Source organism: Nodosilinea sp. LEGE 07298 (assembly GCF_015207265.1).
Taxonomy (GTDB): Bacteria; Cyanobacteriota; Cyanobacteriia; order Phormidesmidales; family Phormidesmidaceae; genus Nodosilinea.
On record NZ_JADEXE010000067.1, the window covers coordinates 1 to 25544 of the forward strand.

General features: G+C 55.8%; 25 protein-coding genes, 1 tRNA gene and 1 pseudogene. 12 read left to right on the top strand and 15 right to left on the bottom strand.

All coding sequences use genetic code 11. From position 1 onward, the window contains the following. The 8 genes and pseudogenes from IQ273_RS11500 to rpmI form a co-directional block, all read right to left on the bottom strand. Positions 1–212 (bottom strand): annotated as a pseudogene (locus IQ273_RS11500) (hypothetical protein); the annotation flags it as partial. Between the two features lie 236 nt (positions 213–448). Next, the gene (gene thiS, locus IQ273_RS11505) at positions 449–673 is read right to left on the bottom strand and encodes a sulfur carrier protein ThiS (protein ID WP_194023312.1); all 225 of its coding nucleotides are present in this window, start codon (positions 671–673) and stop codon (positions 449–451) included. A gap of 28 nt (positions 674–701) precedes the next feature. Continuing rightward, a complete protein-coding gene (locus IQ273_RS11510; protein ID WP_194023331.1) occupies positions 702–1787 on the bottom strand; it encodes a thiamine phosphate synthase in 1086 nt (361 codons plus the stop codon). Positions 1788–1880: 93 nt separating this feature from the next. Beyond that, the gene (locus tag IQ273_RS11515; RefSeq protein WP_194023313.1) at positions 1881–2045 is read right to left on the bottom strand and encodes a hypothetical protein; all 165 of its coding nucleotides are present in this window, start codon (positions 2043–2045) and stop codon (positions 1881–1883) included. 250 nt (positions 2046–2295) lie between these two features. Then, a complete protein-coding gene (locus IQ273_RS11520; protein WP_194023314.1) occupies positions 2296–2832 on the bottom strand; it encodes a tetratricopeptide repeat protein in 537 nt (178 codons plus the stop codon). Positions 2833–2877: 45 nt separating this feature from the next. Continuing rightward, positions 2878–3594 carry a transporter substrate-binding domain-containing protein gene (locus IQ273_RS11525; RefSeq protein WP_313898087.1) on the bottom strand — a complete coding sequence of 239 codons (717 nt, stop codon included), beginning with the start codon at positions 3592–3594 and terminating at the stop codon, positions 2878–2880. 176 nt (positions 3595–3770) lie between these two features. After that, positions 3771–4121 (bottom strand): 50S ribosomal protein L20, encoded by a 351-nt coding sequence (rplT, locus tag IQ273_RS11530; RefSeq protein ID WP_194023316.1) that lies wholly within the window; start codon positions 4119–4121, stop codon positions 3771–3773. A gap of 65 nt (positions 4122–4186) precedes the next feature. Beyond that, entirely contained in the window at positions 4187–4384 is a 198-nt protein-coding gene (rpmI, locus tag IQ273_RS11535; RefSeq protein ID WP_190493521.1) for a 50S ribosomal protein L35, read from the bottom strand. A 195-nt stretch (positions 4385–4579) separates the two neighbouring features. Between rpmI and IQ273_RS11540 the strand changes: the two genes are divergently transcribed. Continuing rightward, positions 4580–4651: transfer RNA gene (locus IQ273_RS11540), tRNA-Asn, on the top strand. 443 nt (positions 4652–5094) lie between these two features. Next, on the top strand, positions 5095–5811 hold the full coding sequence (locus IQ273_RS11545) for a response regulator transcription factor (RefSeq protein ID WP_194023317.1): 717 nt from the start codon (positions 5095–5097) through the stop codon (positions 5809–5811). A gap of 153 nt (positions 5812–5964) precedes the next feature. Here the strand turns inward: IQ273_RS11545 and IQ273_RS11550 are convergent, their stop codons facing one another. Next, positions 5965–6753, bottom strand: coding sequence for an META domain-containing protein (locus IQ273_RS11550; RefSeq protein ID WP_194023318.1), 789 nt, complete (start codon positions 6751–6753; stop codon positions 5965–5967). A gap of 571 nt (positions 6754–7324) precedes the next feature. Here IQ273_RS11550 and IQ273_RS11555 point away from each other — a divergent pair. The 4 genes from IQ273_RS11555 to IQ273_RS11570 all read left to right on the top strand — a co-directional run bounded on the left by IQ273_RS11555 (position 7325) and on the right by IQ273_RS11570 (position 10984). After that, on the top strand, positions 7325–8128 hold the full coding sequence (locus IQ273_RS11555) for a bacteriorhodopsin (protein WP_194023319.1): 804 nt from the start codon (positions 7325–7327) through the stop codon (positions 8126–8128). Positions 8129–8402: 274 nt separating this feature from the next. Beyond that, on the top strand, positions 8403–9740 hold the full coding sequence (locus tag IQ273_RS11560) for a ferric reductase-like transmembrane domain-containing protein (protein ID WP_194023320.1): 1338 nt from the start codon (positions 8403–8405) through the stop codon (positions 9738–9740). Positions 9741–9753: 13 nt separating this feature from the next. Next, entirely contained in the window at positions 9754–9909 is a 156-nt protein-coding gene (locus IQ273_RS11565; protein WP_194023321.1) for a hypothetical protein, read from the top strand. Between the two features lie 241 nt (positions 9910–10150). Next, complete coding sequence (locus IQ273_RS11570) at positions 10151–10984, top strand: hypothetical protein (RefSeq protein WP_194023322.1); 834 nt, start codon at positions 10151–10153, stop codon at positions 10982–10984. Here the strand turns inward: IQ273_RS11570 and IQ273_RS11575 are convergent. Then, positions 10981–11400 (bottom strand): hypothetical protein, encoded by a 420-nt coding sequence (locus IQ273_RS11575; protein WP_194023323.1) that lies wholly within the window; start codon positions 11398–11400, stop codon positions 10981–10983. The two genes, IQ273_RS11570 and IQ273_RS11575, sit on opposite strands and share 4 nt — an antisense overlap. 131 nt (positions 11401–11531) lie before the next feature. Here IQ273_RS11575 and IQ273_RS11580 point away from each other — a divergent pair, with 131 nt between their 5' ends. The 3 genes from IQ273_RS11580 to IQ273_RS11590 all read left to right on the top strand — a co-directional run bounded on the left by IQ273_RS11580 (position 11532) and on the right by IQ273_RS11590 (position 15521). Continuing rightward, positions 11532–13178 carry an FAD-dependent monooxygenase gene (locus IQ273_RS11580; protein WP_194023324.1) on the top strand — a complete coding sequence of 549 codons (1647 nt, stop codon included), beginning with the start codon at positions 11532–11534 and terminating at the stop codon, positions 13176–13178. A gap of 350 nt (positions 13179–13528) precedes the next feature. Next, positions 13529–14203 carry a response regulator transcription factor gene (locus IQ273_RS11585; protein ID WP_194023325.1) on the top strand — a complete coding sequence of 225 codons (675 nt, stop codon included), beginning with the start codon at positions 13529–13531 and terminating at the stop codon, positions 14201–14203. A gap of 10 nt (positions 14204–14213) precedes the next feature. After that, complete coding sequence (locus IQ273_RS11590) at positions 14214–15521, top strand: cell wall metabolism sensor histidine kinase WalK (RefSeq protein ID WP_194023326.1); 1308 nt, start codon at positions 14214–14216, stop codon at positions 15519–15521. A 7-nt stretch (positions 15522–15528) separates the two neighbouring features. Here IQ273_RS11590 and mnmE read toward each other — a convergent pair whose 3' ends face one another. Next, positions 15529–16962 (bottom strand): tRNA uridine-5-carboxymethylaminomethyl(34) synthesis GTPase MnmE, encoded by a 1434-nt coding sequence (gene mnmE, locus IQ273_RS11595; RefSeq protein ID WP_194023327.1) that lies wholly within the window; start codon positions 16960–16962, stop codon positions 15529–15531. 260 nt (positions 16963–17222) lie between these two features. On the opposite strand from mnmE, the gene IQ273_RS11600 reads away from it, so the two are divergent. Then, positions 17223–17774, top strand: a complete 552-nt coding sequence (locus IQ273_RS11600; protein WP_228052846.1) for a DUF2062 domain-containing protein — start codon at positions 17223–17225, stop codon at positions 17772–17774. A 110-nt stretch (positions 17775–17884) separates the two neighbouring features. Here IQ273_RS11600 and dapB read toward each other — a convergent pair whose 3' ends face one another. After that, positions 17885–18709, bottom strand: coding sequence for a 4-hydroxy-tetrahydrodipicolinate reductase (dapB, locus tag IQ273_RS11605; protein ID WP_194023328.1), 825 nt, complete (start codon positions 18707–18709; stop codon positions 17885–17887). Between the two features lie 225 nt (positions 18710–18934). Here dapB and guaD point away from each other — a divergent pair, with 225 nt between their 5' ends. Further along, positions 18935–20290 (top strand): guanine deaminase, encoded by a 1356-nt coding sequence (gene guaD, locus IQ273_RS11610; RefSeq protein WP_194023329.1) that lies wholly within the window; start codon positions 18935–18937, stop codon positions 20288–20290. A gap of 34 nt (positions 20291–20324) precedes the next feature. Here the strand turns inward: guaD and kaiC are convergent, their stop codons facing one another. From kaiC to IQ273_RS11625, 3 genes are all read right to left on the bottom strand, one after another. After that, positions 20325–21881: a circadian clock protein KaiC gene (gene kaiC / locus IQ273_RS11615; RefSeq protein ID WP_194023330.1), complete on the bottom strand. Its 1557-nt coding sequence runs from the start codon at positions 21879–21881 to the stop codon at positions 20325–20327. A gap of 227 nt (positions 21882–22108) precedes the next feature. Continuing rightward, on the bottom strand, positions 22109–22423 hold the full coding sequence (kaiB, locus tag IQ273_RS11620; RefSeq protein ID WP_017301921.1) for a circadian clock protein KaiB: 315 nt from the start codon (positions 22421–22423) through the stop codon (positions 22109–22111). Between the two features lie 69 nt (positions 22424–22492). Then, the gene (locus IQ273_RS11625; protein WP_228052847.1) at positions 22493–23413 is read right to left on the bottom strand and encodes a circadian clock protein KaiA; all 921 of its coding nucleotides are present in this window, start codon (positions 23411–23413) and stop codon (positions 22493–22495) included. Between the two features lie 222 nt (positions 23414–23635). Between IQ273_RS11625 and IQ273_RS11630 the strand changes: the two genes are divergently transcribed. Further along, positions 23636–25544: sensor histidine kinase KdpD (locus IQ273_RS11630; RefSeq protein WP_228052848.1), on the top strand; the 1909-nt coding region annotated here is incomplete at its 3' end.

Genomic DNA, 25544 nt, shown 5'->3' on the forward strand with positions numbered 1-25544 from the left:
CCACCAGGGTAGTAGCCACCGCCACCAGGAGCATAGGTGCGAGGGGTAGGGCTCATCCGAGGCGCTGGAGCCCGAAAGCTACCGCCGCCAATGCGTCCACCCGCCGCCGCCCAGGCACCATCGGCAGTGCCAAACACCAAAACCAGGGCCAAAACAGCGGCCATCAGGGGCTTGAGAATCGGCTTTAGGCGTTGAAAGAGTTGTTTAACCATCGAGTACAACCGGAATGCTAACGTGGAGTGCTTTATGTCTTTAATTTAACGCGAAGTGCTGTAGCTGCTGCTGCCAAAAGACCTAAATTGATGGCGGAAACCCGTACCAAAAGCCGCTAGGGGCCGTCATCAATTGTCAGCCACGAATAAGAGGGGTTCAACCCCTAGCCTATTGATTAGCTCAGGCGTGGCAAAGATGATTTTTCAGGCCTTTGAGCCAGAATTGATGACACGCCCTAACCGCCGCCCACGATGGTAACAATCTCTAGTTTGTCATTGGGGCGCAGGCGAGTGGTCTCCCACAGCTGCCGGTGAAGAATTTCGCCATTGTACTCCACCGCCACCAGGCGCGGGTTCAGGCCCAGAGACTGGAGAAAAGCAGGCAATAGAGTGTCAGCGGTACAGGGTTGCGATGCTCCATTCACGAGGATATGAAAGGAATCGGTAGTAGGGTCGACCATAACGCGAAATAAGGATGAGAGGAAATCATTAACCGATTGGGGCCGCGACAGTGTGAAAGGTGTGGCGGTGGTTAGTTTGGGCCGCAAAGTATTGGGCAATTAGAGTAGGGTTTTCGGCCTCAATAATGGCCCGCACTATGGCCACTCGCTCAGCCCCAACCTGCAACACTTCGCTCAAGTTTTCGGTGTTGATGCCGCCGATCGCATACCAGGGCACCGTGGCATGCTCGGCGGCATAGCGCACGTACTCTAGGCCAGCAGCAGCTTTGCCCGGTTTTGTTGGGGTAGCGTATACTGGGCCAACGCCAATGTAGTCAGCCCCTTCAGCGATTGCGCGCTGCATTTCGTCGGGGTTCGTGGTTGAGCGGCCAATAATGCGCTGGCTGCCCAGGATTTGGCGGGCGGTAGCAATGGGTAAGTCGGTTTGCCCCAGGTGCACGCCGTCGGCCTCGACGGCCAGAGCCAGATCAACGCGATCGTTGATCAAAAACAATGCTCCGTAGCGGTGGCACAGGTCTTTGAGCTGCTGGGCCAGCTCTAGTCGCAGGTGGTCGTCAGTGTGCTTGTCGCGGTACTGCACCAGGGCAATTCCCCCCTGCAACGCCGCTTCGACGATAGGCAGCAGGCGATCGCTGGGGGATGTCACCAGGTAGGTTAACCCCTGGCGCAGTCGCTGCAGCCGGTGCCCGCCAAGAATTTCGCTTTCCAGCGCATAGACCTGGTAGCGCATGGCTTTGCTGCCCGCTGCCAGGTCGCTGTGGTAGAGCTTGCCATATTCCTCTAGCGCCCGCAGAGCCTCCTGCACTCGGCAAAAGTTAGCCTGCAGCACTGCCGTTACACTGGTGCGTTCAGCTTCCTGAGGGTGGGTAAGGGCCGTGCCGGGGTCACCGGGGGTATCGCGACACAGGCGCAGCTCAGGGGTATGCCACTGGGCCAGGGTTTGCCGCAGATGCTTGAGCCGCTCGGTTTGGCCTGAGTTATTCAGCCCAAAGCGGCACCATTCTTCAATAATTCGCAATCCCTCGCGGGCTCGATCCAGGTTGGCATCGAGAATGCGGTAGACAGCAGCATCGGCAGGGCTGGGCAGGGCTGGCAGCCCGGTCAACTCCGGCATAAAAACGGCACAAGACAGAACTCCCACATCCTATCAGGCCAGGGAGCTATCGGGCATAGCCAGGTGAGAGGGCCAGTAGGGGGCTCCTAGGGGCTACTTTTGCTGCTGCAAAATTTGCTGAATGCCCTCCACTGACGGATCAGACCGCCAGGTATCAAAGGCCTTCCAGCCAATGAAGACAACCGCTGCTAGGGCCGCGATCGCCACTAGGGTTGAAAAAAACTGCTTTACAGAATCACTAGAGTCGTCGAGACGCATAAACCACTCCACGAACAACAATAACGGTCAGAAAGCGGTAAATTCACGAGTGTAGCTAATCACCACTACTGTAGTAACCATTAATCTCTGTATACCCCACGAGTAGCCATTCTATGTCAAAAGCTCATAGCTACTGATGCAGCCTGTAGGACCATGGTGTTGTCACAGCCAGAATAATCAGATTATCTGGCTCAGCCACATTATTCAGCTCATGAACAACAGTTCGATAGGTGCTCACCAACGCTTCCCGCTACTTTTCAGAGGGGGCCAGGCGCTTTTTGAGAGAGTCGGCTCGACGACGGGAGGTTGTGTTTTTAGGCTCTAAGGCCATTGCGGTTTCGTACATCTCCAGAGCCTGGGTCGTGAGCTGCTTACGCTCATAGCTGTGGCCCAGGTTGTTGAGGGCCGTGACGTACTCAGGCGATATTTTCAGCGCTTCTTTATAGTTGCGAATCGCCAGGTCGTACTGCTCTTGGGCAAAGTAGGAGTAGCCCAGGGCGTTGTAAACTACGGCGGCATTTTCGGCTTCGTCATCGCCCAGCTGTTTAATGGCCTGCTGCAGGTACAGGGCCGCCTGGGTGTAGAGCTTTTTGTCGAGCAGCAGGCTGCCCAGCTCGTAGTATTCCTGGGCAGTGCCCTTTTCTTTGGTCAGGCGCGACTGCAGCCGCCCCAGGGTGCTCTCAATGCGGCGGGTCTTGATCACCTGGCGCACCACAAAAAAGGCGGCAACGCTCAGCAAGGCCAGCAGAATACCTAGGTATATTAGGAGCAGGTTGCTGTTTTCCATCTGGTCTTCGTTTCGCTCTTGAGGTCCAAACCTATCTTGCCATGGCTAGGGCAACCCCCAGAAAGTTGCTCGATCTTCTAGCCAGCCATTTTGATGCCACTGAACTACGGTTTCACTAATTAGAGTGCGCAGATCGGTGTACTGAGTGCCTTTAGGCAACGCGATCGCCAGCGGCTCTGCCGAGAGCAGGCTGGGCACCAGGTAATACCCCTCGTAGTCTTGCTGCCAGCCCGTCAGCACCGTTACATCTCCGGCGAAGCCATCTATCTGGCCGCTGCCGAGACGGCTGAGGGCTTCCTGATAACTGTATAGGGGCAGCAGGGGCGTCTGGGGCAGCAGGTAGCGTACGACCGCTACGGTACTAGACCCCTGTAAGACTCCCACCCGTCGCCGCTGCAGGTCTTCCAGACGCTGGTACTGGGGATCGCGTACCAGCACCCCGACTCCATCTAGGTAGTAGGGCGGGCTAAAGCTGACTAGGCGCTGTCGCCCTGGGGTTAGGGTCACCCCGGCGATCGCGACATCGACCCGATCTTCGAGGACCGCCGACAGGCGATCGCGGTTGGGCACCACCGTAAACTCAACGGCAGCCGGGTCGGCAAAAATTGCCGTGGCTAAACCCCGCGCAATGTCGATTTCGAGGCCGACCAAATTACCGTCGCGATCGCGAAAACTCAATGGTCGCCAGCCCTCTCGTACGCCCACCACTAAATGCCCACGGGCACGAATTGTGTCAAGCTCCGCAGCAAAAACTGGGAGCACAGCCAACTGTGCTCCCAGTGCCAAACCAAACCCAAACCAGTTCCACGCCATGGTGCTGCCGTGTCTACGCTACGACCGCCCCTACTAAATCAAATCCAGGTCCAAAAGTGGAGTTTTGCTTGACAGAAAAACTCTAGATTCCAAACTGGACTTGGCATAACGTCTAGGGCCAACCGCTATGCCTGGTTGGCAACTTCAACTACTTTGGCAAACCCATCAGGGTCTAGCACAGCCATTTGGGCCAGCATTTTGCGGTTTAGATCGATATTGGCCTTCTTAAGCTGACCAGTGAGTTGGCTGTAGCTCAACCCGTGCATCCGAGAAGCCGCATTAATACGAGTGATCCAAAGGCGACGAAAATCGCGCTTGCGGTTGCGGCGATCGCGATAGGCATACCGCAGCGCCTTCATCACCTGCTGATTGGCGGTGCGAAATAGCTTAGAGTGCGATCCTCTAAACCCTTTAGCCAACTTGAGAACTTTGTTGCGGCGCTTGCGTGCTACGTTGCCGCGCTTGACACGTGCCATGACTGTTTAACCCTTGGAACTAGTGAAATTTCAAAGTAACTATCAACTGTCTGAGTCGCCCCAACCTAGAGGTAGGGCAACATTAGCTCCACGTTGGGAGCATCTTCTTCTGACACCACAACAGCTTTAGACAGCCGAGAGCGACGTTCAGCATTTTTGTGCTGCAACAGGTGATTCTTAAACGCCTTACGACGCATGATTTTGCCGCTGCCACTGCGACGAAAGCGCTTAGCGGCAGCTTTGCGAGACTTAAGCTTGGGCATGGTTACCACAATTTCGACACAGTCTTAGACTATATCATGTGTGCTCCGCAATCGCAGAAGGAAAATCAATTAAGGATGCCGCTTACGGCTCCCTTGAAACCGAGCGCCGGGGTTAGGGCCAATGTCTTAGCAATTTTTTTGTTGAAAGGGTTGTCAAGATTACCCACTTATCGTTAGTATAAGTTCTGCGCGTAATCCTCAGTAGCTCAGTGGTAGAGCGGTCGGCTGTTAACCGATTGGTCGTAGGTTCGAATCCTACCTGGGGAGTTTTAATGTTGCCAAGTGTGTAATACGTGAAGCTGTGTAGCCGCTTTGCATGGTCTGCGAGCGTTTGCAGAACAGGAGTTTTGTCTGCTCTGAGTTAAGTACGCATCTTATTTTTATCGACTGATTCGGATTGCTGTGCCGAGCCCCGTTCAGGATCCGTAGATCCCCTACGGATAGACCTCTGAGCCCGAGCCCTGCGCAGTACAGCTTGCTCTGGCTATAGCTACGGCAGGCTTTCGCTAGCCTTTAAATCTAAAGAAAAGCTTAAGCTCCGCAGGCTGCGGCCTATTTACTGAGGAAATCTAAAGCTTCTGCTTATAATTTATCGAGGAATTGTATTATTCCGACACGGCTCTTTACGTTTGAATGCTAGGCTACTCAAAGCTTTGCAATTTGTTTCTGTCTGGGCTGGTGTTTTTTCGGGTCGTCAAGTTTAGTTGGTAATGCCTCGTATTCTCGTCATTGATGATGATCCGGCGATCGCGGAGCTTGTTTCCGTCAATTTGGAAATGGCAGGCTACGACGTCAACCAAGCCGGAGATGGTATTAAAGGTCAGGCTCTGGCGGTGCAGCTGCTGCCAGATCTGATTATGCTCGACCTAATGCTGCCCAAGGTCGACGGGTTAACGGTGTGTCAGCGCATTCGCCGCGATCGCCGCACCGCTGATATACCCGTGTTAATGCTGACAGCCCTGGGACAAACCCAGGATAAGGTCGACGGCTTTAATGCCGGAGCCGATGACTACTTGACCAAGCCTTTCGAGCTAGACGAAATGTTGGCTCGAGTGCGCGCCCTGCTGCGCCGTACCGATCGCATTCCCCAGGCGGCCAAGCACAGCGAAATTCTCAACTACGGTCCCCTCACCCTGATTCCAGAGCGCTACGAAGCAATCTGGTTTGATGGCACCGTAAGACTTACCCATCTGGAATTTGAGCTATTGCACTGTTTGCTTCAGCGCCATGGGCAGACCGTGTCTCCTAGCCAGATTTTGCAGGAGGTTTGGGGCTACGAGCCCAACGACGACATTGAAACGATTCGTGTGCACGTGCGGCACCTGCGCACCAAGCTAGAGCCCGATCCCCGGCATCCAAAATTTATTAAAACTGTCTATGGTGCCGGGTACTGTCTAGAACTACCCGCTGTAGTTGTCGAATCGTAAACGATGCGTAGGCCTCTGTTCTCCGGGGGCTAGGGAGCAGGGGGGCTAGTGAGCCAAAATTCGGAATGGTGGTCATACTTCAGCCGTCGGGTACTAGAGCAAGCGGCAGAAAGGCTTCAAGACTTTCTGCCGACTGGGTGGTTTAGGCCAAACTTAATTAGCGGAAAGCTGAATGGTGCCGCTATCGAAAGCTAGATCGATAAACAAGTCACCGTCTTGGAAGAAGTAGGTGCCTGAGTTGCCGAGGGCCTGAACAAATTCATTGCCAATGGAGCCTTCAGGGCAGGCCGCTAATGTTGTAGCAATGGGGGAAACCTCAAGGCTGCGATCGTCTGTTGTCGAAAACTGGCCTCGCCCCCGGTTACAATCGGCCCGAACCAGCAAGGTGCCGTCTTCTAAAAATTCGGCAGTATAGTGCTCAGGCTGATCGGGCACTAGCAACGTGTCGTCACTCATTTGAATTTGCTGGAGCCTCCATAAGGTACCAACTAAAGCCGGAGTCGGGGTGCTCGAAAACTGCATGGTACCGCTATCAAAGGTCAGATCAATAAACAAATCCTCGTTCTGAAAAAAATAGAAGTTGGCATTATCCATCGCCTGCAAAAATTGAGGGCTAATGCTGCTCTCAGGACAGGCGACTAACGTAGTCGGGCCTAAATCTACCGAAACTCGCCCATCGGCGGCGGCGGTAAACTCACCAATGGCCCGGTTACAGTCAGCTCGCACAAATACCTGCCCGTCATCGGTAAACTCAGCGGTGTAGTTTTGCGGCGGGTCGGCGGTTAATAGGGTGCCGTCGTTCATCTGAATTTGCTGGAGCTCCCAAACGCTACCGGTTAGAGGCGGCACCCCAGGACCTGTAGACGGGGTAACGCAGGCCGTAGCCCCCATGAGGACTGTAGAGGCTGCCGTGATGACCGCAGCGGAGCGAGATAAAGCCATAAAATCACCAAACGTTTTAAACAAGCCAGTAGGTTGATTGAGCCTCAGAGCTACCAATAGGGCAGGCACTGCTCAGTTAGCGGTCCACTGCCATACCCGCCCAAATGGGCATTAATCCTGGCTTTCTTAAGCTTAGAACGACTCAATGCCAGCTCACGAACGCTACATTTTGAGCGAATTGCAAGCCTCATAATAATTGCAATATCATCTAAAAAACGTCAACTCATAAGTTGTAAAGTCATATTTTTTAACGTGCTTATTCCTGGCGTTAGCGAAAATTCAAAGAATATTAAATCCTATAGTTTTCATATTTTTATGTGCGTCGGCTCATGCCAAGTTTTGTTTGAATATTTTCAAGTGATCGGATTAGTGTAGGGCAATCCTCTGCAAGACACCTATTTCAACTGAGAATTCCTCAGTTGGATTTTGGATCGAACCTTCAAGCTGTGCGCTTGTGGGGGAGCCGACAGCGTATATAGCGGGGCAAAATGGCTACGTTCCGATGGATGTCACTTTCCTGTCATATTTGCCTCTGATTTTGAAGGAACAGGTTCCTTTCTAGGAGGGTTTTATGAATTGGCAGGCTATCTTGCACTGGCTGTACGTGGCTGGTATGGCGATCGGAGCGCTACATTTTTGGTCGCTCAGCCGTAACCCCAAGGGAGTGCCGCAGTACGAATATTTAGTGGCCATCTTTATCCCGATCTGGTCGGGGCTGGCTTATATGGCTATGGCCCTGGACCAGGGTAAAGTCGAAGCGGCAGGACAATTGGCTCACTATGCCCGTTATTTGGACTGGATTGTAACGACTCCTTTGCTGCTGCTGGCGCTTGCCTGGACAGCAATGCAGTTTATGCATAAGAAGGATTGGCCCCTGATTGGGACCTTGATGGGCACCCAGGTGGTGGTGATTGGAACCGGCCTGATTGCCGACTTGTCTGAGCGGACTGAGGTGCGCTACCTGTGGTACTTCTGCGGGGTAGCCGCTTTTCTCGTGGTGCTGTGGGGGATTTGGAATCCACTGCGTGCCAAAACCCGATCGCAGGGGCAGGGGTTGTCTGACTTATATGACAAACTGCTGATATATTTTACGGTGCTGTGGATTGGCTACCCTACGGTGTGGATTATTGGCCCTTCTGGAGTGGGGCTAATTAACCAAACGACCGACACGCTGCTGTTTTGCATCCTGCCCTTTTTCTCTAAAGTTGGCTTTAGCTTTTTGGATTTGCACGGATTGCGATCGCTTCAAGCCCCAGACATCGCCAGTCAGACCGATCAAGCTGTGGGGTCTACCTTCAGTATATGGGGCATTCCCATTGTGCTGGGGCCGTCTCGGCGCAGGGGCTCGCGCTATGCATTTAGAAATTCTCGCTAGCTAACCTGTTAGAACAGGCTGGGGAGAAAATCCAAGCCGCTTGAGGGGGCGATCGCAACGGAGTACTTAATGGAAGTATGGGCCAAAAAATTGCCCTAGTTGCGGAGGCGATCGCTTTTCGAGAGTTTCAATAATGCCTAAGCAACGCGCCAAAATCTACTACTCTAAGCGCTGGTTAAGCGAATAATTGCAAGATGCAGTAACTAGCTTAGAGCTGTCACTTTCTGGTCATGTTTGACCGCAAGGCTAAGGGTGAGTGAATTAGAGGGAATGGATGAGAAATCTGTTAATGCAGAACCCGATCGCGATCGCTACCGCCTGGATTGGCGTTTACCTGCTCATCATTCTGTCCCCGCTGCTGATTTTGCTGCTGTATCCGGCGTCGCCGGGGCGAGGGTTTTGGCTAGAGTTCTCCGTTGCCCTAGGCTTCATCGGCCTGGCTATGATGGTGCTGCAGTTTGCCCTGACTGCCCGTATTCGCACCATTGAGGCTGCCTACGGCATCGACATCATTTTGCAGTTCCATCGCTACACCTCTATCGTGGCGTTTCTGCTGATTTTGGTGCATCCCGTCATTCTGTTTGTGAATGATCCGGAGACTCTGCAACTGCTGAACTTTTTTGAAGCGCCCTGGCGGGCAAGAGCGGCGGTAGTGGCTACCCTCGCTCTAACGCTGCTGATTGTGACTGCCATTTGGCGGGAGAAGCTACATATTCCCTACGAACCCTGGCGGATCTGGCACGGCATTTTTGCAGTGACTGCCGTAGGTTTGGGATTGGTCCATGCCTTTGGGGTCGGCAACTACCTGAGCCTGTTCTGGAAGAGCGTACTGTGGGCTCTGTTTGGGCTGGTGGCCCTGTGGCTGCTGGTTTTTGTGCGCCTGGTCAAACCCTGGCAGATGACCCAGCATCCCTACCTGGTGGAAGAGGTGGTGCCGGAACGAGGCAATGTGTGGACTCTGGTGCTAAGACCTAGGGGGCATGAGGGGTTGACCTTTCAGTCGGGGCAGTTTGCCTGGCTCACCCTGAGAATTTCTCCCTTCCGCATGCGGGAACATCCCTTTTCGATAGCCTCTAGCACCGAGAAGTTGGACTGTCTGGAGTTTGGCATTAAGTCCGTCGGCGATTTTACCAGCCGGATCAAAGATGTGGAACCGGGTACGGTCGCCTATCTGGATGGCCCCTATGGGGTCTTCACGATTGATCGCTATTGGGATTCTGCGGGATTCGTCATGATTGCCGGAGGCATCGGCATTACGCCGATTATGAGCATGGTGCGCACCGCCGCCGATCGCAAAGACGACCGCCCTTTTCTGCTGATCTACGCCAGTCGCTCCTGGGAAGACATTACCTACCGGGAAGACCTGGAAGTCCTCAAAGACAAACTGGACCTAACTATTGTGCATGTGCTGCGGAAAGCTCCAGACGATTGGCAGGGAGAGACGGGATACGTCGATCAAGACCTGCTGGAGCGCTACATTCCGATCCATCGGGGGAGCCGTCATTACTTCATCTGTGCCGTCCCCAAAATGATGGATCAGGTAGAGCGAGCCCTTCACGATCTCAACGTGCCGGTAGACCACGTTCATATGGAACATTACAACCTGGTTTGAGGAGAGCTTAGCCATGCGTTACAGCATTATGTTGCAACTAGTCACAACCATTAGCGTAATTTTCGTTGCGGGTGCCGCCCTTTTCGCCTGGATTCAAAATCGCCAGATTGAACCCATTCAAGAGATGGGAATAAATCATGAATTCGATCGAAATTTGCTGATTTATTAACAAAAATTAGCTTGCTTAAAAAATAACAATAGTGAACTCCAATCACTACCGTTTGAGAGAGGTCACACCCAAGCGTAGTTTTTAGAATTTAATCACTTGCGGTGTGCTCGACTGCAGTGTGATCAACAAAAAATAAATGCATGACAGATTGTCGAGCGTAAAACCATAAAAACTCGTTAAAGAAAGTTTTACTGGTCAACCTAGTCAAAGTCAGGTATTTCAAAAACGATTGGAGAATACAATGGAAAGTCAGCAGAAGATATTTCTTTTTGCAGGTATTAGAAAAGCACATTTGGGCGCGATCGCCCTGGGAACTGTTCTCCTATTCGCTGTTGGCTGTGAAGGCACAAACCAGGCCAACCGACCGGCAGAGCAAGAAAATATCACGACGGAAGACGTTACAGAAATTTCGGAAGATGACCCTGCCATTGGAGAACTGGTCACAATTCGCAGCGGCGTAGCCGAAATCCTTGACGACAATGGGTTTGTCATGGCGGCGGCTGGCGGCGAATCGATCTTAATCGTCAACCCCACAGGCACGGTTTTTACCCCTCCCGATCAGGACATGCCGATTCAGGTCACGGGGACACTTGAAACCTTTACTGCTGCCGCTATCGAGCAGCAGTACGGCGTTACCCTAGACGCCAATCTCTATGGGGAATATGACCAGCAGCCCGTGATTATTGCCGAAAATTTTGCCCTGGCTCCCCGTCCCCAGGATTTTGTAGAGATTCCAGAAAATTACTTTGATGAAATCGTAGCGATTGAAGGCGACCTGCGCCCTCTAGAGAACACCCAAAACGCCTTCGCTCTATTCGAAGAAGGTTGGATCGACGATGTCGGTGTGTTGGTAATTAGCACCGATCAACTGGTCGATGTGGAGAGCCTGGAGGACGGCGAAAATATTGTGGTGACGGGTCAACCTCAGCCTATTGATGCAGCGACGCTGCAAGCGGCAAATCTAGGGTGGAATGACGCTCAAATTCAGGAATTCATCGCTCGCTATGAAAACCGCCCGGTGATTTTGGCTGAGGAGGTTTACCCCTCTGCAGTGCCGCCCCATCCGTCCCTTTAATCAACTGATGACTCAAGTTGGGCTTTTACGGGTTCATGAATGGTGTAGTGGGTCAGTCGCTGCACTGTCGCTGGTGAAATACCCAGCTCCTGGGCAATCAAGGTTTCGACTTGATCTAAGCGAGTTGTAGACAGTTCGATCTCCTGCCCACGAACCGCCAGGTCAACCGGTTTGACCTTTACTTGAGTTTTACCCTGGGTGCGGTCCACTCTGGCTTTAATCAGCCGAATGTCTTGTTCCTGAATGTCTGCGGGCAGAGTCGCCTGAAGCTGCTGAATACTGTCTACGGTTTGTTGAAGCGCCCGCTGGGTCAGCAACGACCCTATTAGCCAAAAGCCCAGCCCGACCGTAGGCAGCAGAAGCCAGAACCTGACCCCCAGGATTTGCAAAGGCTGTACCGACACACGTACCGACATGGGCGTTTCTCCACTCTCACCCCACAGTAGCGGCAGACAGCATACCCGCAATCTAGCCGGGGAAAGACGTGCTGGGTTACAGGCACACCGAACCCCACAAATAGCGACGAGTAGCTTTGCGAGGGTTAACCATGCCGGTTGATGTGCTGATTGTGGGGGCTGGACCCAGCGGGCTACTGCTGGCCTCGGTGCTGGCTCGCTACGGCGTTTCCCTGCGGCTGATCGACAAAAGCCCCCACCCTTCTCAGGCCAGTAAGGCGTTAAGCGTCTTTGCCCGCACGCTAGAAATTTTTGAACAACTGGGGATTGCTGAGGCCGCGATCGCAAAAGGTTGTCCCCTTTCAGATATTCAGCTCTATGCCCAGGGCAAGTCCCTGGCGCAGGTCTCCTTTCAGGGCATTGATTCTGCCTATCCCTTTGTGCTGTCTCTGCCCCAGTCGGAGACGGAAACCCTGCTGGAGTCTACCCTGGGGCCTTTAGGGGTGCAGGTTGAGCGATCGCTGACCTTTACCGACCTGACCCAAAGTGAAACGGGCGTTACCGCTACCCTGCGCGATGCCAGCGGGCAGGTAGAAACCTGCGAAGCAGCCTGGCTGATCGGTTGCGATGGAGCTGGCAGTACCGTGCGAGATGTCACCGGGCTGACCCGACCCAGCACCTCTCTGAATGCCACCTTTGACCTGGCTGATGTGCAGCTGGATTGGGATCTCTCCCCTGATTGCTTCCGGGTGTTTTACGGCAGCGATGGCGTAGCCGGAGTGATACCCCTGCCCCAGGATAATTACTGGCGGCTGATTGTGACGGTGCCACCGGAGGCAGAATCTCGCGCCGAGCCCGATCTGAGCTGGGTGGAGCAGGCTGTAGGGGGGCGATCGCACCGCCCTGTCCGCCTCAGCCAGCCGATCTGGAGCAGCCGCTTCAGCATTCGGCAGCGCATAGTCGACTCGGTGCGCCGGGGGCGGGTGCTGCTGGCTGGAGATGCCCTCTCTTCCCACAGTCCTCTGGGGGGACAGGGAATGAATACGGGATTGCAAGATGCCTATAACCTGGGCTGGAAGCTGGCCCTGGTGGTGCGAAACCAGGCCCAGGCAGCACTGCTCGATTCCTACGGGGCAGAACGGCTCCCCGTTTCCCGCGCCCTGTTGACTACCACCGCTTGGGGAACCCGATTTTTGATGACGCAAAACCCCATTCTGCAACCCATTCGCCGAGTCGCAATGGGGCTGGCATTTCGCTCTAACTGGGTGCGGCACCGCCTGGTCAGCACCTTATCTGAACTCACCGTCAACTACCGCGACAGCCCCATCGTGCAGGAAGGTGTTGGCACATTCACCCAGCTCAAAGTGGGCGATCGCGCTCCCGATGTGGTGTTGCAACAGGACAATCACCCCATTTGCCTGGTGCAGGTGTTGTCTCCCTGGCAATTTACCCTACTTCTCTTTGCGGCTGAAACGGCTGCCCCCCAGGACATGACCCGGTTAGTCCAGCTGGCCCAGGATGCGGCAGCCCAACATCCCGGATTAGTGACCGGGCAGGTGATTCAGCCAGCTATCGCTAGAGCAGACCCGCCACATCAGCCCCCCATCCTGCTCGATGTAGAGGGAGACGCCCATCGCCGCTATGGAGCGCAACAGCCATGCCTGTACCTGATCCGCCCGGATGGGCATATCGGCTATCGCAGCCAGTCCCTTGCCCTCGAACCCCTCAAAACCTACCTACACCATGTTTTGGGCCTGGAGCGCATTCCGAGTTTGGAGATTCATCATTCTGACAATTAACGGGTCTGGCATTGCCCTGAAAATAGACACGTCAAGGCCGAATCCAGAGTCTTGGCTCAAGCAGCGCTGCGAGTCTGACTCGCTTTTGAACCGGATGGAGCGAGCCATTCGCCTGCGTAAGGCAACTCCAGAATTGGGCTGGGGCAAATGGCAAAGTAGAAACTGGCGTGGGCTCATGCTGGTGGGTTTGTGGTGGGCCTAGCGCTTGGCCCAATGCTGGGATTGTTATCGTCTAAACCTCGCTAGCCCAAGACGCCATTTAAGGGCCAGTAAGATCTAACCCAGGCCAGAGGTGCGGCCCCCAGCGATCGCCTACGCTTCAAAACGACAGAGCTGGGTGGGTTAGATCCATGCGAATACTGCTAGTTGAGGATGATCCAGAGCAGTTAGAACCGTTACAGACCGCACTCTCCCAGGCTGGGCATATTGTGGACGGGCTGCAGGATGGGGACACAGCGCAGCGGATGCTCGCTCAGCGTGACTACGACCTGCTGATTTTAGACTGGATGCTGCCCCACGTCAGCGGCCTCAGCCTGTGCTGTCAGTACCGGGCCTTGGGGAAAACAGCCCCCGTGCTGATGCTGACCGCCAGAGACTCGACCGGTGATAAAGTAGCGAGTTTAGACGCCGGGGCCGACGATTATTTGGTCAAACCCACCGATTTAATCGAATTACTGGCGCGGGTGCGGGCCTTGGGACGACGACCATTGGCGTGCAAAAAAGCAACCTTGACCCTAGCCGATCTCACACTGCATTTAACCAAGCTGACGGTAGAACGAGGCGGCGCTTCTATTGAGTTGTCAAGCCGCGAATTTCAGCTAATGGAATATCTGCTGCGTCACCCCCACCAAGTGCTGTCGCGCGACCAGATAGAACAGGCGCTCTGGGCCTGGGGCGATGAGCCCGAAAGCAACGCCATTACCACCCTGGTGCGTCGCCTGCGCCATCGGCTCAGCCCCCTACAGGCCGCCGACTGGATTGAAACCATCTACGGCATGGGCTACCGTATTTGTCCCAATTCTTAAGCTGATTGAGATGTTCACTCACAGTCGCCGCAACCTAACCTGGTGGTTCACCCTGTCGATGGGCAGCATTTTGCTCATGTTTTCGGGAGTTGTTTACTATCAGCGGGTGGCCTATCAACTGGAGGCTGTTGACCGACTGCTCTACAAAAAAGCCCGCGTCATTGCCGCCAGCATTGAATACGAAGAAACGGCAGCAGACTTTGAGCCAATCAACCTAGATAAAGCTCCACTGCTGGGCAACACGCCCCCGCCCGCCGATACAGAAGTTTTCTATGCTCGCTGGTACCAGCCGACGGGGCAGCTTAGCCACTTTTTTGGCCCGTCGCCGCCAGAACAGCTAGAGCAGGGGCCAGCATTTCAAACTCTGCAGTGGCCCACCGATAATGCTTCTAACTCGCTGTCGTTCGGCAGTGCGGTCACCTACGCTCCCCTTCAACTGCGGCAAATTACCCTACCCGTTCATCATCAGGAACAGGTGATTGGCTACCTGCAAATGGCGACCCCGATGACCCCGGTTCAGGAAAGCCTACGCCAGACGCTAATGGGCTTTGCCATCACCGTCCCGATTACCCTGGGGGTGATTGGCCTGACGGGCTGGGGGCTGAGCGGCCTGGCCATGTGGCCCATTCGCAAGTCGTATCAGCAGCTCCAGCAGTTTACCGCCGATGCCTCCCACGAGCTGCGAACACCCCTAGCGACAATTTTGAGCAATGCTCAGGTGGGGCTGCTAGCCCCAGGCGATCGCACCGCTGAGAAACATCAGCGACTGGAAAAAATTGTCACCGCTACCCAGTCTATGAACAAGCTGGTCAGCCAGCTGCTGCTGCTGGCCCGTCATAGCGACTCCCTAAATACCCAGACCCTCCAGACCGTAGATCTAAATTCCCTAATCAAAAACCTGCTAGAGTCTGAACCGATTTGTACCGCTGCTCAGGCCATCACCCTATCGGCAACGTTGCCAGATGCCCCGGTTTGGGTTGAGGCAGAACCAGACCTGCTGCATCAGGCCATTGCTAACGTACTGTCTAACGCCTGCAAATATACCCTCGAAGGCGGTTGGGTTAAAATCAGCCTGTCAAAAGGGGCTCGCAGCGCCTGGATTCAGGTTGCCGATAGCGGCATTGGCATTCCGGCCGCCGACTTACCCCATATTTTTGAGCGGTTTTACCGGGTAGATAAGCAGCGTTCTAAGGCAACTGGAGGACTGGGGCTGGGGCTAGCGATCGCGCAGCAAATTGTGCAGGCCCACGGCGGCGACATTTACGTCAGCAGCGAACTCGGCCAGGGCACCTGCTTTCAAGTGGAGCTGCCCTACTGATTTTTCCTTATTTACCAATACAAAACCGGCTGAAAATTTCGTCAAGCATTGACTCAGTCACTTCGTCGCCGGTAATGCTGCCCAAAGCCGCGATCGCAGTTCTTAAATCTATGGTCCAAAAGTCTAGCGGCAGCTGATTTTCAATCGTCTCTTGGACCTGGTGCAGGGCATTGCGGGCCTGGGTAAGCGCCGCTTCCTGGCGCTGGTTGACCGTAAACTCCAGGTTGCCTGGAGTGAGCTTATCGGCGTGAATGGCATTCAAAATGGCGGCTTCTAGGGCATCAATGCCCTGCTGCTGGGCAGCGGCGGTGTGCACCGTGGGCAGGTTGGTCGGTAGGTTTAGGTGAGCTAACGCTTCAGCCAATACCAGATCGACCTTATTGACCACCAAAATCAGCGGACGATGGCCCTGATCTTCCCGGACTGACTCGTACAGCACGTTGTCTGCGGCGGTCCACCCAGCAGTGGCATCGATGGTAAGCAGCACCAAGTCTGCGCCCTGGGCTACCTGACGCGATCGCGCAATGCCCATCTGTTCTACCGGGTCGCTGGCATCGCGAATACCCGCCGTATCCAGCACCTGAATCGGAATGCCGCCCACCACCAGCTGTGACTCCACCACATCGCGGGTGGTGCCGGGCAGGTCGGTGACAATAGCGCGATCGCAGCGGCTCCAGGCGTTGAGCAGGCTCGACTTGCCCACATTGGGGCGGCCCACAATCGCCACCTTCAGGCCCGTACGCAGCAGCTCCCCCGACTCGGCGGTCGCTAAAATGCGATCAACGTCGCTCAGCACCGCATCAATCTGCTGGCGCACAACGACTTCATCCAGGGGCGGCAGGTCGTCTTCAAAGTCGATGTGGGCCTCGACCTCGGCCAGCACGTCTAAGCAGGTCGATCGCAGCTGACGAATTGGCTGCGCGAGCTTGCCCTGCACTCCAGCCAGCGCCGTTTTGGCCGCCAGGGTAGACTGGGCCGCCACCAGATCTGTCACCCCCTCCGCCTGGGTTAAGTCAAGCCGCCCGTTCAAAAAAGCCCGCAGGGTAAACTCGCCGGGCTCGGCCAGCCGCGCCCCCTGCCCCAGGCAGAGCTGAAGCACCTGCTGTACCGCCATCAGCCCGCCGTGGCAGTGAAACTCCACCACATCTTCGCGGGTGTAGGAGCGGGGGGCCAGCATCAGCAAGAGCAGCGCTTCGTCGACCGCCTGCTGCGACCGAGGGTCGCGCACGTAGCCATAGAGAATGCGGTGGCTCTCCCAGGGCTGCTGACCAGGGGCATAGAACAAGGCGCGCGCGATCGCCACAGCGGTGGCTCCCGAGAGCCGCACAATACCAACGCTGCCCTGCTGAGGGGCAATGGCGGTTGCGATCGCGGCAATGGTCTCACCCTGAGCTATTGGGGGTAACAAACTGGCCTGAGCGGGGGCACTGCTGCCATCCATACCGTCTATCCTGCCGCCTACTTTAAACAGTGAAGTGATGCTGAAGCCCCAGGGGAAGCCTGATAAAGCGTTAGTGTAATGGGTAGAATAGAAAAGAATCTTTACGCGTTTCTAAGCTTTCACGGCTGAGTTTTTTGGCCTCCCTCCAGGGATAGTCTACCAAGCCGCCGGTAACGGCGACTCACCCCAACCCTGCCGCCCTTTAACCTCGTTCTCCTCTGGTAGCCCAAGGGAACCTAGCCTCTGGTATAACCTCGTCTATGACTACTACGCCCGCACCCGATACCACGGTTGACTTGACCCCTAGCCCAAAGCCCGCAATGCGCAAAGTAACTCAGCCCCAGTGGCGGCGGCAAATCCGCTACGTATATCTGCGGTTTTTGCGGCTTCAGGGTACTCCCGAACAGCTGGCTCGGGGTCTGGCATCAGGGGTGTTTTCGGGCTGTTTTCCTCTGTTTGGGTTTCAAATCATTTTGGGGATAGCCGTCGCCACCGTACTGCGAGGCAACCGAATTATGGCAGCGGCGGCCACCTGGGTTAGTAATCCTTTCACCTACGTGCCCATTTTCGCCTTTAACTATCAGGTGGGGCTGTGGTTAGTTGGGGGCAGCGCGACTGAGGCGTTTCAAGACCTAGACAGCCTCAAAGGCTGGATGGATATGGGCACCGAGGTTTCGGCCCTGCTGATGTTGGGCAGCACTGTCGTGGGTTTAGTGGCCGGGGTACTGAGCTACTTTGGCGGCTTGCCGCTAATTCGGCGGGTGCGATCGCGCCAATTCACCCGCCAGCAGCGCCAGCTCGATCAGCTTTAGGGCCTTACACTAAATCCGAATCGCATAGCCCCGATTTCAAACAGGCGGCCTGTGTAGGGGCAAACGGTGTTTGCCCAGCCCAATCGGGGGTAGCTAAGGCGGATTTGGTATTACAGCACTTTATCTAAGCCATAGATCAGCGACTTAAGCGCCATCACCCGGCGAACGCACAACAGCACTCCGGGCATGAAACTGGCGCGATCGCTGGTGTCGTGGCGCAGGGTGTAGAGCTGCCCCGGCGAGCCAAACAAAATCTCCTGATGGGCAATCAGCCCCGGCAGCCGTACGCTGTGGATATTAATGCCCTCGGCGGTAGATCCGCCTCGCGCACCGGAAATCGTCTCGGTCTCTTTGACCAGAGGAACGTTGAATGTTTTCTGCGCCTCCGCCAGCATCTGGGCGGTTTGGACGGCGGTGCCGCTGGGGGCATCAGCCTTCTGGTTGTGGTGCAGCTCAATGATTTCAACATTGTCAAAATACTGGGCCGCCTGCTGGGCCGCCTGCTGCATCAGCACCACCCCAATCGAGAAGTTGGGCACAATCAGGCAGCCAATGCTGGCCTTGTCGGCAAACTCAGCCAGGTCGCGAATTTGGGCGTTGCTAAGGCCAGTGGTGCCAACGACCGGGCGCACTCCGTAGGCGATCGCCGCCCGCACCGACTCATACACGCTATCGGGATGGGTAAAGTCAACCATCACCGCCAATCCTTCGCTTTGGGCCGCCACTAGAGTAGCCTCCAGGTCATTCATAATCGGCACTTCCAGGGGCTGGTAGCCGATCACCTCGCCAATGTCTTGACCCAGCTGAGCAGGACTTTTGTCAATCGCCCCCACCAAGGTCATGTCCTCGGCCTGGGCTACGGCTTTGATCACCTCGCGGCCCATTTTGCCGCAGGCACCGTTGACGACAACGGGAATGGTGGATTGGGTAGACATAGAAAAAAATCCGATTAAGTTAGCACGTTAAAACGCTGACGCGCTGATTCCTCAGGATGAGCATACCCCAAACGACAAAGCATCAGCACGCAGACATTAGATAGGTCGAGCGGACGTAGCAGTGCATCTACGGCTGGGATTGCTGAAAGATAAACAGAAAATTTTTTGCCTTTGATGTAGGGTTAAATCGCAGCATAAAACCGGCAAAAGCGGCTAAGTCAACCCATGGGACAACCACTGGCATCACCCGGTTTTACCGACGGCACTGTAGCCGTCAGAGGGGCACTGTTAGATTTTGTAGATGATCCCTTTTACAAGCCTGAAGCAGAGGTAGTGCGCTATGTTGCCGATGGGCTGCTGCTGGTGCGCGATGGGCACATTGAGGCGACAGGCCCCTACCAAGAGTTGAACTCTAGGCTGGGCGATCGCCCCCTCATTGACCATACCGGCAGCCTGATTACCCCCGGCTTGATCGACACCCACATCCACTATCCCCAAACCGGTATGATGGCGGCCTACGGAGAGCAGCTGCTGGAGTGGCTGAACCGCTACACCTTCCCCACCGAGCGCAAGTTTGCGGATGCCGACTATGCGCGGCAGGTAGCCGAGCTGTTCCTTGATGAATTACTCAAGAACGGCACTACCACCGCCCTGGTGTTTGCAGCGGTTTTTCCAGCCTCGGTCGACGCCTTTTTTGAGGCCGCCGAGGCTCGCCACCTGCGCATGATTAGCGGCAAGGTGATGATGGATCGCAATGCCCCCGACTACCTGTGCGATACGGCCCAGTCATCCTACGATGAGTCGAAGGCGCTGATTGAGAAGTGGCACGGGCGAGGGCGGCTGCTCTACGCCGTTACGCCTCGGTTTGCGGCCACCTCCACCGAAGCCCAGCTGAAGCTAGCGGCCCGGCTGCTCGATGAGTTCCCTAGTGTCTATCTGCACACCCACCTGTCTGAGAATGTCAGCGAAGTAGCCTGGATACAGGAGCTTTTCCCCCAGTACCAGGGCTATTTAGATGTGTACGACCAGACGGGGCTGGTGCGATCGCGATCGCTGTTTGCCCACGGCGTGCAGCTCACCGATGCCGAATTTCAGCGACTCTCGGAGGCCAAGGCAGCGATCTCTTTTTGCCCCACCTCTAATTTATTTCTCGGCAGCGGCCTGTTTCGCCTTGAGCAGGCCAAAAACCCAGAGCACTCGGTCAAAGTCGGCCTGGGTACTGATGTGGGGGCGGGCACCAGCTTTTCGCTGTTGCAAACCACCAACGAAGCTTATAAAGTGGCTCAGCTGCGGGGCCAAAAACTCTCGGCCTTTAAAGCGCTGTTTCTCGCTACCCTGGGCGGGGCTAGGGCGCTATGTTTGGACGATAAGCTGGGCAGCTTTGAACCCGGCAAAGAGGCTGACTTTGTGGTGCTCGACCCTCAGGCGACACCGCTGCTAGCCCTGCGAAATGAGGGGGGCATTCCCGCAACCCTGGAGGATCTAGAGGATCTGCTGTTTTCGCTGGTGATTATGGGGGGCGATCGCGCTGTGGCCGCTACTTATATTATGGGTGAGTTGGCCTACCCGTCTTCGGTCTAGCTTTTCCCTAGTGGGGTGGTGGGCAGTGCCCACCCTACAGCTCTGAATCTCCCTGCACGCCCTGAATGATTCGCGACAGCTCGCTCTTTTCATCTACCGCGATGCGGGTGGGCGAGCCGCTGATGATCCGCTCCAGGTTGCGGAACGAGTCTTTGATGTCTGGCCCCTGGCTGTTGATGGTGTACTCGCGAATGCCCTTGTCGTGCCAAGAGCCGCGCATTTTAAACACGTTGATCGCGCGCGACAGTTCGCCCCGCACCTCGACGTATTGCAGCATCAAAATGGTGTCGGTAATCGTGGAAATGTGCGACTCGGTGATCGAGTGCAGCCCCATAAACTGCTCGGTGGTGTTGGTGAAAAAGCCGGTGATTTCTTCCTGCTTGGCAAAGCCCGTTACGCCAATTACAAACTGCCGAAAGGAGTTGTTGCTGACGCCGCGATCGAGAGCGGAGAGCGAATCGATCGCTAACCGCGAGGGCTTAAACTGAGCAATCTCGGTCTTGATAATTTGTAGATGGTCTTCTAGCCCTGCCGACTCGGGGTAGGCGCAGATAATTTTCAGCAGCCCCTGCTCTTCCATCGCCTCAAAGTCAACGCCCCAGGAGTAGGCGTTGCGAGACAGCTGGGCGCGAGACTCTTCGTAGGCAAACAAAATCGCCCGCTCGCCGCTCTTGCAGCCATCCACCAAAAACTTGCTGACCAGCAGGGTTTTGCCCGTGCCCGTTGCCCCGGTAGCCAGAATGATCGAGTCTTTGAAGAAGCCGCCGCCGCACATTTCGTCGAGCGTGGGCACCCCCGACGACACCCGCGCATTCGACGATCGCTGGGTCAGCTGCATCGCCCCCAGCGGGAAGATATTAACGCCGTCGTTGGTGATGGTGAAGGGGTACTCCCCCTTCATGTGGGTGGTGCCCCGCAGCTTGAGAATCTCAATCGTGCGGCGGCGTCGCTCCCCCTCCAGGGCGTTGCGCACAATCACCACGTTGTCAGAGACAAACTCTTCTACCCCAAAGCGGGCCACTGGGCCGTACTCATCCAGGCGCTCGGTGGTCATGACGGTGGTTACCCCCATCAGCTTGAGGCGGGCCACCAGGCGAAAGATCTCCCGCCGCACCACCGAGGCCGCGTCGTACTGCTGAAAGACTGCCGTCACCGAGTCAATCGAAACCCGCCGGGCCTTGTACTTACGAATGGCGTACTGAATCCGTTCGATCAGCGCCGACAGGTCAAAGTTGCCCACCACATCCTGCCCTTCGGGATCGGGGGAGGCGTCGAGAATAAACAGCTTGCCATCGTCGATCAGGCGCTGCAAGTCCCAGCCAAAGCTGTAGGCATTTTGGATGATGTCTTCGGGCGACTCTTCAAACGTGACAAACACCCCAGGCTCGTCAAACTCGGTGATGCCGCTGTAGACAAACTGCACCGCAAAGAGGGTTTTGCCAGTGCCGGAGGTGCCGCTGACCAGGGTTGAGCGTCCCGCTGGCAGGCCACCGTGGCTAATATCGTCAAAGCCTTCTATGGTTGTGCGTATCTTCTGTACGCCGACGGATCGCACAGAAGTCTGCAATTCGGTCTGGTCAGAGTCTGTCATGGGAATGATTACAGGTATCGGGCAGAGTGACGGCCCTTAATAACTTACAGGACATCCTGAGGATCAAGCATACCCTGAGGCAACTACTGTAAAGGCTTTAAGGTGGTTGGGGCGTAGGTTTTAGATTTTGGGTAGGGCTTCGAACCCGATACCCGGCACCCAACGCCCAAGATCCTCAAAAACGGACCTGTTAAAAGCAGCCGACGATTTTGTCCCTAGCCGTACGCCTACCCGTAAATATCGTCTTCGCGCAGTTCATCGTAGAGCAGGTCAAGGCCAATTAGCACCCGCTCGCGATCGGACAGGTCGCCAATAATTTTGCGTACCGGCGGCGGCAGAATTTTGGCCAGGGTCGGGGTCGCTAAAATTTTGTCTTCTTCGGCTAGCTGCGGGTTTTTGAGCACGTCAATAACCTTGAGAGCGTAAACCCCCTGAAATTCTTCTTCCAAAATATTGTTGAGGGTTTTGAGGGCGCGAATGGAGTTGGGAGTATTGCCCGCGACGTAGAGCTTAAGGATGTAGGTTTTTTTAACGGAGCTCATGGAACGCTCTGGTTTGACAGGGACATGGATGATTGTATAGGGAAGTATTTGGGGCGCATAGCCTTACCCTCAAGGCTGGCGGGGAATTGATCGCCGGTACATTTCGCAGAGATGGGCAATTATGTCAATCAGGGTGAGACGGTAGTCGAGCAGAATTTCTTCGCTCCGCCCTTCCAGCTTAAGCTGCTTGGCGAAGTTATCCATCAGCTCCATGTGAATCTCAACGATCTGGGCTACCGAAATATCGGCCATAAAGGCTTGATCGACAAAGACATCGATTAACTGGTTGAGGTTGAGCTTAGCGTTGTTGGCGAAGTAGGCCAAAACGATTTTGCGGTAGTCGGCCTTAAGCTGGTCTAAAAAAGCGGTGCGGTCTTCCTGGCTCATGTGGCGTAGAAAGGCGCTGGGATTGCGCTTGTAATAAACGCCCAGGTAGCCCAAGCGAGCTTTGAGCTTTTCGGTCAGTCGGTGTTGCTGAACGCTCAAATTGTCGGACAGGGAACTCGCCTGGTCAGGGGCAGCGACGGTCGGTGCATCAATTTTGGGGACTGGCAGACGCAAAAATTCTTGAATGGCGTTTTGAATCACCCGCTCAATCTGAGGCAGGGCGTTGTCCGTGCGGTGTGCCACAACGCCGGGATAGGTCCCAATGCCGGCAATCGGTACAGCATCGGCCTTGATGTCCCGAGAGGTGGGGGCGGCAGTGGCAGGATCGGTGTCGAGGTCAGCGATCGCGGGTTCGTCGATCAGCACCACCACCGGCAGCATCAACCCTAGCTGCATGAGGGCAGGCCGCAGGGCCTGCTGCCAAACCTGGTCGTTGACAACCAGGCAATCGGGCAGGTCTGGACGGCTCTGGAGCCAGTCTAAGGCGTCGCCCATAACGGCGGTTTGATGCACCACATACCGGTTGGGATCCAGATTTAACTCAGGAGCCTGCTCAACCTGATCACCGTGGGTCAGGATATAAATCTGAAGGGGAGAAACCAAGGTGCGATAGGTAATGAGCAGGACAACGGGAAGAACAGCTGGATGGCACACCCAGGGTAAACAGCGGCCGTGTTTCTCAGACCTTTGTCTAGAAACGGGTCAACAAAGGCAACCCTGCGGCGAGAACCTGAGCAGAAACCGAGATATTGTCAATTGTAAAGGTTGGTTGCCAGAATACAGCCCGCCTCTAAATCTGGAATCAAACCCCTAGGGGATTAGCCCATGGCGCTGCCGCCCCTCGATCACTTTTTAAACGCTGTTCCAGCCTACGGCCTGGTCACCCCCCTAGGCGAGATTGCCCAGGGAGTGGGGCAGCCAACGGGGATCGGTCAGGGGCGCGCGGCTGCGCCTAGCCACATCATCGTAGTTGACGACGAGCATCGCCCCTTAGGTGCTCTGTCCCTCGGGCAGCTGTGGGCCAGGCACCAGAGCCAGAGCCTATCGCCTGGGGCTAGCGCTGAGCCCCGACTGTTTGACTGCCAGCCCTGGCTAGAGCCAGTGGTCGAAGTTTCTACCAGCCAAAGGTTAGATATCCCAGCGCTGAGCAATCTGGGGCGGCTAGTTCAGGGGATGCCCTCACGTCCGTTGGTTGTGGTAGACCCCGACGGCCAGTATTTGGGGGTTTTAAACCCGGTTCGAATTCTCAGTTGGTTAGCTTTTGAGGCTGACTCAGACACGCTTGGGCCGAGGGTACCTGAGACAGACCCTACCAAATCGGGTGAGCCCCTAGCCCTTGACTCGGCACGGGGAAATGGTGGGCAGCGAGCCTGGGTGCTAGAGCTGAGCCACGCCCTTAAAACTCCGATGACGACGCTGCTAGGGCTGTCTACCCTGCTGCTCGACAGTCGGGTGGGTACGCTGAATGAGCGCCAGTTTCGCTACGTCAGTCTGATCCAGCAAGCCATTCGCAAACTCACCGGCCTGGTCAACCTACTGCTCGACTGGATGCGGCTGGAGTCGGGCCAGATCAGCCTCAGCCTGGAGCGAGTCTACCTCCAGCCCCTGGTTGATGAGCTGGTACCCAGCTTTTTGAGTGCCCAACCCGCCCTCAAAGCCACGGCTACCTGGGCCGACGACTTTGCCGTTTGCCTGGCTACCGTCGAGGGTTGGGTGCAGGCCGATCCGCTGCGCCTGCGACAGAGCCTTCACTACGCCTTAAACTACCTCCTTGCCTACGGCGCTACCCCGGCTGGGTTAATCGTCGAGCCGTGGGGCAACTGGCTGAGCATTACCCTTTGGAGTACAGCTGCGATCGCTCACCCAGGGCCACCCTTGGGGGCGGTAGTATCTGCAGATAGGCGATCGCAGCCCGATTCCCAGCCCGAACCTGACTCGCTAGAAGGGCTGGGGTTGGCGCTAGCTCGCCGCTTTAGCCAGCTTCAGGGCGGTGAACTGAGCGGTCACAGCACGCCTGCCTGGGGTAGCCGCATTACCCTGGTGCTGCCTGCCTCGTCGACCAGCAGCGCCAGCGAAACCGTGCTGGTGCTGCTGGCCAGCGCCAGCGAAACCGTCATTGAGCAGATCTACAGCAGCCTGCGGGGCAGCCCCTACCGCCTGGCGGTAGCTCCTAACTGCCAAACCATGGCAGCCCTACAGGCCCGCCTAGCTCCCCTCTGTACCCTGATCCACTGGGAGTCACTGACTGACGCTCCGGCGAATGCCACCGACTGCTTAGCCCTGGTGCAGCGCCTAGGCATGGCTGGGGCTGTGAACCTGAGGTCGGCAGTAGACCTTGAGAGCGCCTCCGATCGCAAGTCAGGTATTGATTCAGAACCCGATCTTAATCAGGCTACCGCAGCCCCTAGAGCGACCTTACCCAAGACACTCTTCACCGAAACCCTGGCCCAGGGGTTGCGGCCAACCCTTGATCAAATGTGTCTGACTCCGCCAGTATCGCTAGCGTCGCTCAAGGGGCTAACCATGCTGCTACTGCGGCCAACCGAGACCGAGGGCATTTTGCCCCCCTTAGTACAGGCCTGGCTTCAGCGGTACCACTGCCGCCTGCTGCAAGTCGACGATCTACAGCAGGCCAACTTGCTCAGCCGAGTGTGGCAGCCCCAGGCGGTTATTTTAGATGGGGCCATACCGGTGTCGATCGCTTATCTTCAGGCGCTGGCCCACCACCCCGACC